Annotated in this window: 12 protein-coding genes; 7 read left to right on the forward strand and 5 right to left on the reverse strand. The window is 62.8% G+C overall.

Features of this window, described 5'->3' with window-relative positions; genetic code table 11:
• From VLE48_12450 to rpmH, 5 genes are all read right to left on the reverse strand, one after another.
• On the reverse strand, nucleotides 1–560 hold a 560-nt coding region (locus VLE48_12450; protein HSA93814.1), incomplete at its 3' end, for a R3H domain-containing nucleic acid-binding protein.
• Nucleotides 561–607: 47 nt separating this feature from the next.
• A complete protein-coding gene (yidC, locus tag VLE48_12455; GenBank protein HSA93815.1) occupies nucleotides 608–2,365 on the reverse strand; it encodes a membrane protein insertase YidC in 1,758 nt (585 codons plus the stop codon).
• Nucleotides 2,362–2,610 (reverse strand): membrane protein insertion efficiency factor YidD, encoded by a 249-nt coding sequence (yidD, locus tag VLE48_12460; protein HSA93816.1) that lies wholly within the window; start codon nucleotides 2,608–2,610, stop codon nucleotides 2,362–2,364. The genes yidC and yidD overlap by 4 nt, the downstream gene beginning before the upstream one ends.
• Complete coding sequence (gene rnpA, locus VLE48_12465) at nucleotides 2,607–2,999, reverse strand: ribonuclease P protein component (GenBank protein HSA93817.1); 393 nt, start codon at nucleotides 2,997–2,999, stop codon at nucleotides 2,607–2,609. Before rnpA ends, yidD begins: the two co-directional genes overlap by 4 nt.
• Before the next feature lie 17 nt (nucleotides 3,000–3,016).
• Nucleotides 3,017–3,172, reverse strand: coding sequence for a 50S ribosomal protein L34 (rpmH, locus tag VLE48_12470; protein HSA93818.1), 156 nt, complete (start codon nucleotides 3,170–3,172; stop codon nucleotides 3,017–3,019).
• A 127-nt stretch (nucleotides 3,173–3,299) separates the two neighbouring features.
• Between rpmH and VLE48_12475 the strand changes: the two genes are divergently transcribed.
• The 7 genes from VLE48_12475 to gyrB all read left to right on the forward strand — a co-directional run bounded on the left by VLE48_12475 (nucleotide 3,300) and on the right by gyrB (nucleotide 12,356).
• Nucleotides 3,300–3,719, forward strand: a complete 420-nt coding sequence (locus tag VLE48_12475; GenBank protein ID HSA93819.1) for an arsenate reductase ArsC — start codon at nucleotides 3,300–3,302, stop codon at nucleotides 3,717–3,719.
• 293 nt (nucleotides 3,720–4,012) lie between these two features.
• A complete protein-coding gene (gene dnaA, locus VLE48_12480; protein ID HSA93820.1) occupies nucleotides 4,013–5,386 on the forward strand; it encodes a chromosomal replication initiator protein DnaA in 1,374 nt (457 codons plus the stop codon).
• A 296-nt stretch (nucleotides 5,387–5,682) separates the two neighbouring features.
• The gene (gene dnaN, locus VLE48_12485) at nucleotides 5,683–6,801 is read left to right on the forward strand and encodes a DNA polymerase III subunit beta (GenBank protein ID HSA93821.1); all 1,119 of its coding nucleotides are present in this window, start codon (nucleotides 5,683–5,685) and stop codon (nucleotides 6,799–6,801) included.
• 17 nt (nucleotides 6,802–6,818) lie between these two features.
• On the forward strand, nucleotides 6,819–7,754 hold the full coding sequence (locus VLE48_12490; GenBank protein HSA93822.1) for a VWA domain-containing protein: 936 nt from the start codon (nucleotides 6,819–6,821) through the stop codon (nucleotides 7,752–7,754).
• Nucleotides 7,755–7,768: 14 nt separating this feature from the next.
• A complete protein-coding gene (locus tag VLE48_12495) occupies nucleotides 7,769–8,296 on the forward strand; it encodes a putative metal-dependent hydrolase (protein ID HSA93823.1) in 528 nt (175 codons plus the stop codon).
• On the forward strand, nucleotides 8,293–9,510 hold the full coding sequence (locus VLE48_12500) for a TonB family protein (protein ID HSA93824.1): 1,218 nt from the start codon (nucleotides 8,293–8,295) through the stop codon (nucleotides 9,508–9,510). Before VLE48_12495 ends, VLE48_12500 begins: the two co-directional genes overlap by 4 nt.
• Before the next feature lie 206 nt (nucleotides 9,511–9,716).
• Entirely contained in the window at nucleotides 9,717–12,356 is a 2,640-nt protein-coding gene (gene gyrB / locus VLE48_12505; GenBank protein HSA93825.1) for a DNA topoisomerase (ATP-hydrolyzing) subunit B, read from the forward strand.
• Nucleotides 12,357–12,475 lie beyond the last annotated feature (119 nt).

Genomic DNA, 12,475 nt, shown 5'->3' on the forward strand with positions numbered 1-12,475 from the left:
TACCGTCCCTTGCGGAAGCTCTTCACATGGGGCCGGCCGCCCGGCCGGGGTGCGCCGGGTTGGTAGTCCTTGGGGAAGATCACCACGTAGCGGCGCCCGCCTTCGCCCTGGCTCTCGCTGCGCAGGTCGGGATAATCGCGCACGGCCAGGTGCAGCACCCGGCGCTCGCGCGCGGTCATGGGGCTGAATTCGTAGGGCATGCCCGTCTTGCGCACCTTCTCCGCGGCTACCGAAGCGGTCATCCTCAGCTCTTCCAACCGCAACGCCTTGTAGTTCTGGCAGTCGAAACTGAGCTTGTCGTGCTCCTCGGGCTCCAAGCGCAACGCCTTGAGGGCGATGTGCTCCATGGCGCGTAGCAGGTCGGCGCCGCGCTCCAGCACCAGCGGGCTGTCCGGTCCGGAGAGCTCCACCAGGATCTCAGGCGTTTCCCAATCGCGGTCTGCGGGCACCGGCGGATCCACCACGATGCGGTAGCGCAGGCGGAAGCCGCCGTCGGTGACCAGTATCTTCAGGAGCTGCTCGATCTTGCGCGCTGCGGTGACCTTGTCGGCAATGGGCATGGCGGTGGGTTCGGAGAACCTCGATTATAAAAGCTGCTTCACGTCTTTCACTTCTTGCGCTTCTGCTGCCTCTTTTCGATTTCCGCGCGCATCTCGCGCCCAAAACCTGAGCGATTGACCAGGATCTGCTGCACGAAGCTGATGACGTTGCCGGCCGACCAGTACAGGCCCAACCCGGCCGAGAGATTGACGCTGATCACGCCCAGCATGATCGGCATCATCACGCTCATCATCTTCTGCTGCATGGGGTCCATGCCCGCCTGCGGCGTGATGCGCTGTACCAGGAACATGCTCACCACGATGCCGATGGGCAGCAGGTAATACGGGTCGGGCGCGGCCAGGTCCCGGATCCAGAGCCAGGGGGCGTGCCGCAACTCGATGGCCACGGTCAGCATGGTGTAGAACGCGATCAGGAACGGAAACTGCAGCAGCATGGGAATGCAGCCGCCAGCGGGGTTGATCTTCTCTCGCTTGTAGAGCGCGGCGATCTCCGCATTCATCTCCTGTTTCTTGGGATCGTTGAACTTGTACTTCTTGTACTTTTCCTGCACCGCCTTGATCTGCGGCGCCACCTTCTGCATCTTGAGCGCCGACTTCATGCTGGAGAGTCGCAGCGGCAGCAGGGCGACGTTGATGATCACGGTGAGGATCAGGATGGACCAGCCCCAGTTCGCCACCCAGTGGTCGTGCGTCCACTTCAGCCACAGGAACAGGGGGCGCGCGATGAAGCTGAAAAAGCCGAAGTCCACCAGTCCCTTGAGGTCGGGTGACCAGCCCTGGTCGGTGGCCAGCGAAGTGGCATGCACCGAGCCCAGCACGTCCAGGCTCTTGGGTCCGACGAAGACGCGGGTGCTGGTGTGGCCGCGCGGGTCGCCCGTGGCCGCTCCCAGGATGTCCACCGGCTTCTTGTCGCCTTCGGGCTTGGCCGGGTCGGCCGGTACTTCCAAACCTTCGTGCAGCGTGACCAGGGCCGAGTCATCGGGGTCATCGGGCAGGAAGACTACGCCGAAATACTGGCCCTCGACTCCGGCCCAGTGCAGCGGACCGGGAACGGTGTTGCCGCCACTCACTTTCTTGGCTTCCAGGCGTTCGATCTTGCCGCCGTTCTGCCACACGACCCTCGAGTGCGCGAACTCCGCGGGAGTGTGCTGGTCGCCGAAGGCCGAGGGCCACGCCGGATAGGCTGGCTGCGCTACCCCCTTGTGCGTGACCGAGGTCTCCACTTGCACCACGTACGAGTGGTCGAAGTGGAAGACCTTGCGGACGCTGGTTTCGCCTTCCGCATACTCGAAGGTGATGTCCGCCGGAGCGCTGAGCGTGCCGCTCGCCGGGGTTACATACAGCGCCTCGTTGAGCTTCTTGCGCAGGGCGGCGTCATAGGTCCACAGCGAGAGCGGATATCCGTACTTCTCCGCCGAGAGCGCGTGCACCAGTTCGAGCGGTTGTCCTCGGGGCTTGTCCTGGAACTGCTTCAGGACCCAGGATTTCACCTGCGCGCCGCGGTTGGTGAACGTGATGCGGTAAAGGTCGTTTTCGATGACGACTTCCGACTCGGCCTGAGCCTGTACGGTCGCGACAGCCGTTTCTGCAGCCGGGCCCGGCGGCGCTTCGGCGGGAGCCGATGCGACAACCGGCGTTGGAGCCTCCGTCGTGGCTTCGGGCGCCGCCGGCGGCGGCGGCTGTTTCTGCACGTAGCGCGAAACCAGCGGCTGCATGACCATCAGCACCAGGAACGTGAGCGCGAAGGCCAGCAGCAGGCGCTTCTCCGTGCCGGGATCTTGCTGGGGATTCTGGAACTCGCTCAAATCGTGTCCGCCTTAAGTGGGCTGGGGGACTCCGGGGCGGGGACGGGATCGTAGCCACCGCGCGCCAAGGGATGGCAGCGCAGCAGGCGCCACACGGCGAGCGCCGATCCCCGCAACGCGCCGTGCCTCTCCACCGCCTCCAGAGCGTACTCCGAGCAGGTCGGGGTGTAGCGGCAGGCCGGCGGCAGCAGCGGCGAGAGCAGCCGCTTGTACACGCGCAAAAACAGTGTCAGCACGAACTTCATCTCTCGATCGGCTGCCTCACCAGCTTGCGGATGGCGGCGAATGCGCCTTCCGTCTCCGCTACCAGCAGCGCGAATTCCAGGTCCAGCGCCGAGCGCTTGGGATGGATCACCACGTCCACGGGTGCATCCAGCAACGTCAGCCGGCGGCGCACCGCCTCGCGCAGGCGCCGGCGCAGGCGGTTGCGCATCACCGCGCCGCCCAGCACCTTGCCCACGGTGAGCCCCACGCGCGGGCCTCCGTCCGGCTCACGACGGCGAAAGAACACGGTCATGTGCCCGGTGAAGTGCTTGCGTCCCCGGCGATACACCTGGTCGAAATCGCCCCGGCGCAACAGGCGCACCGACCGCGGGAACCGTTGCGAGATCGCCGAATCTGGCTCGTGGACCACAACCGGAGGACGCGTGCCTACTCGCGGAAGCCGGGCCGCACCGAGACGCGCTTGCGCCCCCGGGCTCGACGCCGCGACAGCACTTTGCGCCCGCCCTGGGTCCTCATGCGCTTGCGGAAACCGTGCGTCTTCGACCGCCGCCGGCGGTTGGGCTGAAACGTACGCTTGGGCATGGATGATTGCGCTCCTGCTCAGATCTACGCTGTGTGAACGAACGCTCAGTATAAAGGATGGCGCGCGCAGCCCGCAAACCTCCCGGGTGTAATCCTTTTGTAACACTCGCGGTCTACAATCTGGCCGATGTCCAAGCCCCGCGTTCTCTTCCTTTGCACCGGCAACTCGGCCCGCAGCCAGATGGCCGAGGGCCTGCTGCGCCAACTGGCGGGCGAGCGCTTCGAAGTGTTCAGCGCGGGTACGCATCCGGTGGGATTGAATCCGCTGGCGGTCGAGGCCATGCGCGAACTGGGTGTGGACATCTCTGCGCAGCGATCCAAGAACGTGCGCGAGTTCGTGGGCCAGCCCATGCACTACGTCATCACCGTGTGCGACCACGCGCGCGAACACTGCCCCGTGTTTCCCGGCGCGTACAAGGTGCTGCATTGGGGACTCGAGGATCCGGCCGCCGTCACCGGCTCGCAGGACGAGAAGCTCGTCGTGTTTCGCCGCGTGCGCGATGAAGTGGCGGAGCGAATTCGAGCGGAACTTCTTTCTCCACGCTGACGCGGCAGATTGTAGAGAACACTTGGTCTACCGTTCGTAGTTCACAGTTCATCGTTCGCACTTCACCATTCCCGTATCGCAGATCGCATCTCACCAGTCCTACATGCACCACTCAGGCACCACTCTCGCGCTATTAACCCATTAGGGACTTGACGAATTCCTGTCCGCGCGTTCAATAGAGGCGACACTGACGATCGCTTCTGCGCTCGCGTCCCTCCAAGAAAAAAGTTTTCGTGCTAGGATGCAGCGCGGTCTGAATTCATCCATCATCGGAAAGTTCCTTAGGCTCGCACATGTCTCTTTCGTCCGCCGCAGCAGCTGCCGCCAATCCGTGGGCGCGAATCCTGGATCGGCTGCAGCAGAAAGTCACGCGGCACTCCTACGACACCTGGCTGCGGCCCACGCGCTTCAGCCACACCCGCGGCAAGATCCTTGTAGTCCGCGTGCCCACGCCCGAGTTCGCCCACCTGGGCGACAAGTACGGCGACGTCATTCACGAAGCCATCGAGCTGCTGGGCATGGACTTCGAGGACGTGGAATTCGTCACCCCCGACCAGGATCCGGCGGCGCCCCCGCTGCGCCAGGATGGCGGCTTCGCGGCCGTCGGCACCAGCGGACGCGTGGTGCAGGGACGCTTCGACTGGGATGGCGCCGCGCAGCTCAACCCGCGCTACACCTTCGACGCTTTCGTCATCGGCGCCGGCAACCAGTTCGCGCACGCCGCGGCGCTGGCCGTGGCGGAGCGTCCCTCGCGCGCCTACAACCCGCTGTTCCTGTACGGCGGCGTGGGCATGGGCAAGACCCACCTGATGCAGGCCATCGGGCACGAGATCAAGCGCCGCGAGCCGCAGCGCTCCATCTGCTACCTGTCGAGCGAGAAGTTCACCAACGAGGTCATCCACTCGCTGCGCTACGACAAGATGTCCAGCTTCCGCGACCGCTTCCGCAACATGGATGTGCTGCTCATCGATGACATCCAGTTCCTGGCGCAGAAAGAGCGGACCCAGGAAGAGTTCTTCCACACCTTCAACGCGCTGCATGAGGCGCAGAAGCAGATCGTGATCGCCAGCGACCGCCCGCCCAAGGAACTGGCGGAGATCGAGGACCGCCTGCGCTCGCGCTTCGAGTGGGGACTGATTGCGGATATCCAGCCGCCCGACCTCGAAACCAAGGTCGCCATTCTGCAGAAGAAGGCCGAGGGGGAGCGCGTTCCGCTGCCCACCGACGTGGCCCTCTACATCGCCTCCAACATCCGCTCCAACGTGCGCGAACTGGAAGGGGCGCTCATCCGCCTGATTGCCTATTCCTCGCTCACCGCCACGCCGCTGAATTTGCAGACGGCGCAGCAGGTGCTGAAGAACATCATCGACTCGCAGACCCGCAAGGTGACCATCGATTCCATCCAGAAGGCGGTAGCGGAACAGTTCGGCATGCGGGTAGCGGAGATCAAGGCGCGCAACAACTCACGCGCGGTGGTCTATCCGCGGCAGATCGCCATGTACCTGTCCAAGCATCTGACCGACTGCTCGCTGCCGGAGATCGGCCGCCAGTTCGGCGGCAAGCACCACACCACCGTCATGCATTCGGTGGACAAGATCGAGCACGTTCGCAAGACCGACAAAGATTTGAACAGGCTGCTCAACAAGCTGACCGAGACCCTGACCTGATGTCCTGTGGTCTGAACGCCGTTTTCCACCCGTTTCGAGCCGCCACCGCTGTGGAATACCTGTGGAAGGCCAAGCATAGCCGAGCCGTCATCCGGGATGGCGCCAAGCCTTCCAGAGTTTTGGGGCTCCTGCGGCCGCGTTCGACACAGGCGGTCGAACGGATTACGGTCTTGTGAACGAACAGCTTGGCGCTGATTCCCACATTTCTTCAGCGCCTGCTGCTACGGCTTTATGGGTCTATGATTTTGATGTAACGTAACGGAAGCAGTCCTAACCGCCCAAGGACAAACTGGACTATGGAGATATCCGTCAGCCGGTCGGATCTTCTGAAAGAACTTGCCACCACCCAGGGTGTGGTGGAACGCAAGGCCACCATTCCCATCCTGTCAAACCTGCTGCTGGAAGCCGAGGGTGACAAGCTTTCCATCACAGCGACAGACCTGGACCTGAGCCTGCGCGTATCCTGTGCCGCGAAAGTCAAGAAAGACGGAGCCTGCACGGTGCCGGCGCGCAAGTTTCATGACTACGTGAAGCTGCTGCCGGACGGCGACTTGTCGCTCAAGCTTCTGGAAAACCACTGGGTCCAGCTCCGGCTGGGACGCTCCAACACCAAGATGGTGGGCATGGCGCGCAGCAACTTCCCCAGCATGCCGCCGTTCCCTGCTGCCGGCACCATCAAGCTTCCGGCCAAGGTCCTGCAGATGCTGATCAGCAAGACCATCTTCGCTATCTCCAACGAGGAATCGCGTTACACGTTGAATGGCGCGCTAATGGTGCTGAAGCCCGAGTCCATCACCATGGTGGCCACTGACGGCCATCGCCTGGCGCACATCGAGAACACCGCGGCCAAGCCCGAGGGTTTGACCGGCGGCGAGATGCGAACGCTCATCCCTCGCAAGGCCATGAGCGAACTCAACACTCTGCTCGCGGATACGGACGCCGAATCCGTCGAGTTCGCGCGCGACGAATCCACGCTGCACTTCCGCGTTGGCGGGCGCCTGCTGGCCTCGCGCCAGCTCACCGGCCAGTTCCCCAACTTCGAAGCCGTGCTGCCCAAGGACAACACCAAGGTGGTGCGCGTGGCCTGCGACGAAATCTCCGGCGCCATCCAGCGCGTGGCCCAGTTCGCCGACGAGCGCTCCGGCGCCATCCGCCTGCGTTTGGAGAAAAACGAGCTCAAAGTATCGTCGTCGTCCATGGAGACCGGCGAATCCGAGGATTCGCTCGAAACCAGCTACGCCGCCGAGCCCATCACCATCGGCTTTAATTCGCATTACCTGCTGGACTTTCTCAAGGCCGTGGGCTCAGGCGACGTGGCCTTCGAGTTCAAGGACGAGCAGTCCGCCGGCCAGCTCCGCCCCGCTGACGGCGATCCGTACAAGTACCGCTACATCGTGATGCCCATGCGGATTTGAGTTGCGACGAGAACGCGATGCTTTCCCAATCGACGCGTCTTTGGGCCCCGGTTCTTGGGGCCCTTCTGGTTTCGGGGCTCGCCACCGCGGGCCAGCAAAGCCCAGCAGCGACATCGCCGACTAACGCTGCGCCATCCGCTCAGACCGGCTCAGTCTTTTTGGTTCTAAAGGATCGCCAGGGACACCCCGCGCAGGAAGCCTCGATGGCAAAGCAGGATTTTCAGGTAGAGGTTGGCGGCAAACCAACTGAAGTGTTGGAGATTCGGCCGGCGGACAGCATTCCTCTTCGTTTTGCGCTACTGCTCGACCTTAGCAGGTCGAATGCGGAATTTCGCAAGAGCTACACGCGATTTGCCCTGAGTGTCGTTGGGCTCTTGCGGCAGACGATACGGGCGGGAGTTGACAGGGCACTGGTCATCGGGTTTCGGGACCAAGTCTCCACCGCGATGCCATTCGAACCGGATAGGCTTTCCACGCAGCTGCAGAAGGCGGATTTCAGCGGTGGTACGGCGCTATACGATGCCATTGTTTTCGCTTGTGCGGATTTGAGTAGCACCGGCCACGCGGATACGCGCCAGGTCATCCTGCTTGTCACGGATGGCCTAGATAACTCTAGCAAACACACTCTGGAAGAGGCGAAGCAGGCAGCTTTGCGCGCCGGGGTTGTAGTCTACTCATTGAATCTGGCTTGGGATCGTACACGACACGGACCGAGAGTCCTCAAGGAGTTGTCCCGGATCACCGGCGGCCGGGCTTTCGAACCTTATCACGCCGACGACTTGGAACATGCTGTGGATGAGCTTGGAGGAGACTTACGCAGTCAATACATGCTCGCTTTTCGGCCGATGAATACGATGGAAAAGCATAAGGTGCGCAAGCTAAAGATCAGGCTGTCGAAGGAGAGTAAGCTGCGTGTGCTGGCTCCAGAGGCGTATTTCGCGGCACCGAACTAGAAGCTAGGAACTCCATGGACCTTCGCTACCCCATCGGTCCCTTTGATTGGAAAGGCTCCGCGACCGCAGACGATCGCCGCCGCTCCATCGAAGCCATTGAGCGCGCGCCGGCAGCGTTACGCGCGGCGCTTGCCGGCCTCTCCGCCGAGCAGCTCGACACTCCCTATCGTCCCGGCGGATGGACCGTGCGCCAGGTGGCCCACCACGTTCCGGAGAGCCACATGAACGCCTACATCCGCTTCAAACTGGCGCTCACCGAAGACCAGCCCACCATCAAGCCCTACAACGAGAGCCTGTGGGCGCAGACGGCCGACGTCGGCCTAACGCCCATCGAGACCTCCCTCGCCATCCTGGACGCGCTGCATCAGCGCTGGGTGATCCTGCTGCGCTCGCTGGCGCCCTCGGACTTCGCCCGCACTTTCACCCATCCCGAGTACGGCAAGACTTACCCGCTGGACTGGGCGCTCGCCATGTACGCCTGGCACGGCGCGCACCACACGGCTCATATCACCTCGCTGCGTGAGCTTATGGGGTGGAAATGATGCGCGCTTCCCGTCATGGGTCGCTCCTGCTGGCGTTGCTGCTGCTATTGTCGCGAGCATGGGCCGACGAAACCTCGAGAGGGCCCAACTCTCCGCCTGCGAGCGGACCACCGGTAACCATCGAGTACGCAAACGCCCGGCCCGAGGTGATAAAGGCCAGGCTGGAGCGGGTCTCGTATGGCAATGCAAGGCGCAAGGCTGCGTTGCGAGCGCTGTTTGAAGAGTCGGGTTGCTCCGCCCGGATCGCTGAGCAAGAGGTCGAGAAGTCGTCTCTTCCTAACGTGATCTGCACGTTGGGAGGCGCCAATGACTTGATGATCGTCGTAGGTGCCCATTATGACGTCGTTGAGATCGGCAAAGGGGTGGTGGACAACTGGAGCGGCGCGTCTCTGCTGCCGACGCTCTACGAGAGTCTGCGCCACCGTCCTCGCCGACACACGTTCGTATTCATCGGCTTCACCGACGAAGAAAAGGGTCTGGTGGGATCGAAGTTCTATGTGAGCAGGCTTTCTGCAGAGGAAAAGAGGAAGGTCTTGGCCATGATCAATCTCGACACTCTGGGCCTCTCACCCACAAAAATTTGGCTCAGCCACGGGGACAAGGCACTGGCTGGCGCGCTGAACCTTGTGGCCCGCGCAACCGAGCTTCCGCTGGCGGTGGTCAATGTCGACAACGTAGGCTCGACTGATTCCGAATCCTTCGCGGGCCACGGTATCCGTGCCCTCACTATTCATTCCTTGACACAAGAGACGCTGCCCATACTGCATAGCCCGCAGGACCAGATGTCGGCCCTGCGCTTCGAGGACTACTACGATAGCTATCGACTCGTGGCGGCGTATCTTGCCTTCCTGGACGCGCAGTTGGGTTCGGCGGCCAGCGACACGCCCGCCCATCCCCCAGCGAGCCAAGCGATCGCGCCATCACAACCCGGGAGGGTTACGCTGTCCGCAGACGCGGCGCAAAGCAATGCGCTCGACCAGCCGCCCCCGCAGTATCCGGAGCTGGCCCGGATCGCTCGCATCCAGGGGGCAGTGGTAGTGAGCATGTTGATCGGTACAGATGGGAAGGTGAAGGAAACAAAACTCGTAACCGGCCACCCAACGCTAGCACCTGCAGCGCTGAGTGCGGTACGCAACTGGCGGTACCGTCCATATCAGGTGAATGGCACGCCGGTTGAAGTTGAAACCCAGGTCACCGTGGAATTCCAGCCGTAGCTGGTGCCGGGGAAGTCCCAAGAAGCGCTTCGTATTCCCCTGAAAACACACCGTTTCCGGGCCCCGAAAATCGGCCTCCCTGTGGTAAAATATCCTTGGCTCGGGCGATTACTAAGTTACTGAAATATCAATAGTTTGTGCCTGCTTGCGCGACTCCGGAAACGAGCCGCGCGCGGGCCCGCCCCGCGACCTGACCACGGAGTTTCATGGCCTCCAAAGAGACGCTGACTCAACCCGCCTCCGCTGCGAAGGTCGGGAAGGAAAAGACCAAGTCGCGCAAGGGCAACGGCGCGCAGAACGGCGAGTACACCGCCGAATCCATCAAGGTCCTGGGCGGCATGGAAGCGGTGCGCAAGCGCCCCGCCATGTACATCGGTTCCACCGGCGAGCTCGGCCTGCATCACCTGGTCTATGAAGTGGTGGACAACTCGGTGGACGAAGCGCTGGCCGGTTTCTGCGACACCATCGAGGTCACCATCCACATCGATAACTCTGTCACCGTGAAGGACAACGGCCGCGGCATCCCTGTGGAGGACATGGACGTCGACGGCGAAAAGTTTCCCGCCGCCCAGGTCGTCATGACCAAGCTGCACGCCGGCGGCAAGTTCGATACCTCCAGCTACAAAGTCTCCGGCGGCCTGCACGGCGTGGGTGTGAGCGTGGTGAACGCGCTCAGCTACCAGTTGGACCTCGAGATCGGGCGCGACGGCTTCGTGTGGGAGCAGTCCTACTCGCGCGGCGAGCCCACCTCCAAGCTCAAGAAGACCGGCAAGACGCAGAAGACCGGCACCATCGTGCACTTCCTGCCGGACAAGGACATCTTCACCACCATCGAGTTCAATTTCGATACGCTCTCGCAACGGCTGCGCGAGCTGGCCTTCCTGAACCGCGGCCTGCTCATCACCCTCACCGACGAGCGCGCCACGGATTCCAAGACCGGCGAGCCCCGCCGCCACGAGTTCAAGTACACCGGCGGCATCGCCGAGTTCATCAAGCACCTGAACCGCGGCAAGCAGGCGCTGCACGACAAGCCCATCTACATGGAAGCCGAGCGCGACGGCGTGCACATGGAGATCGCGCTGCAGTACAACGACGGCTACAGCGAGGCCGTCTTCAGCTTCGCCAACAACATCAACACCGTGGATGGCGGCACCCATCTTTCCGGCTTCCGCACCTCGCTCACCCGCACCATCAACTACGCCGGCAAGCAGCTCGGCATGTTCAAGGACGAAAAGGAGAGCCTCACCGGCGACGACGTGCGCGAAGGCCTGGTGGCCGTCATCAGCGTCAAGCTGCCCCAGCCCCAGTTCGAAGGCCAGACCAAGGGCAAGCTGAACTCGGATATCGCCGGCATTGTGCAGGCGTTCGTGAACGAGCGCCTGGGAGCGTTTCTCGAGCAGAACGCCACCGTGGCCCGCCGCATCATCAACAAGGCCATTGACGCGGCCCGCGCCCGCGAAGCCGCGCGCAAAGCCCGCGACCTCACCCGCCGCAAGGGCGCCCTCGATGGCGGCGGCCTGCCCGGCAAGCTGGCCGATTGCTCCGAGCGCGATCCCGGCCGCTGCGAGCTCTACCTGGTGGAGGGCGAATCCGCTGGCGGCACCGCCAAGCAGGGACGCGACCGCCGCTTCCAGGCCATCCTGCCGCTCAAGGGCAAGATCCTGAACGTAGAGAAAGCGCGGTACGACAAGATGCTCGGCCACGAAGAGATCCGCGCCATGATCACCGCCCTGGGCTGCGGCATCGGCAAGGATGACTTCGATTCCTCCAAGCTCCGCTACGGCAAGATCATCCTCATGACCGATGCCGACGTGGACGGGTCCCACATCCGCACCCTGCTGCTGACCTTCTTCTTCCGCCACATGCAGGAGCTCATCAAGCGCGGCCACGTCTTCATCGCCCAGCCGCCGCTCTACCGCATCAAGAAAGGCAAGAGCGAGCAGTACATCAAAGACGATCGCGAATTCGTGCGCGTCATGATCAAGCGCGCCGCCGAAGGCATGGTCGTGCGTTACGGCGAAGGCGCGGCGCGGCTGGAAGGCACGCCGCTCACCAAGTTCATCACTACTCTCAACGAGTACCTCGGCTTCTTCGACAAGGTGGATAAGCGCCTGCGCGACGAGCGCATCACGTCGCTCCTGCCTCGCCTGGGCCTGGCCATGCGCTCCGACTTCGAAGGCGACAAGAAGTCGCCCACCAAGAAGATCGAGAAGCTGGTCAAGGAACTGGAGAAGGTCGGCAAAGAGGCCGGCTTCAAGCAGAAGCCCGAAGCCTACTTCGACGAAGAGCACAACCTTTGGGGCGTGCGCTTCACCGATTCGCAGGGCGCCGAGCGCATCGTCAACTGGCAGCTCGCCTCCACTCCCGAGTTCCGCCAGATGCTCTCCAAGTACAAGCAGATCGAAGCCTTCATGGAGCCGCCCTTCGTGGTGGAGAACCTCGGCCGCGCATCAGCCAACGGCGACGAGGCCGTGGCCGAAGGCGAAGCGCAAGCCGCAACCGAGGCGCCGGAGAAGTCTGCCAAGAAGGGCGCCAAGGCTCCGCGCAAGAAAGCCGCCGATGTCGAGCCGGTAGAGAAAACTTCCGCCCGCGATCTCTTCGAGTACGTCCTCAACGAGGGCCGCAAAGAGTACAGCGTGCAGCGTTACAAGGGCCTGGGCGAGATGAGTTCCCACCAGCTCTGGGAAACCACCATGGATCCCGAGCGCCGCACCCTGCTCGAAGTGAAGCTCGAAGACATCGCCGAATGCGAGCAGATCTTCACGACCCTCATGGGCGAGGACGTCGAAGCCCGCCGCAAGTTCATCGAAGAGAACGCGCTGGATGTGAAGAACCTGGATATTTAGCTCACCGCTTCACGCGGTGTAGCGCCGATCAGGCCCGGCTGGTTCGCCGGGCTTTCTTTTTCACCACGGGACACACATGAGGTTGGTCGGCCTCCGAACACACCCGTTCCAAGCTCCCT

It is taken from the genome of Terriglobales bacterium, from assembly GCA_035454605.1.
Classification (GTDB): domain Bacteria; phylum Acidobacteriota; class Terriglobia; order Terriglobales; family Acidobacteriaceae; genus DATMAB01.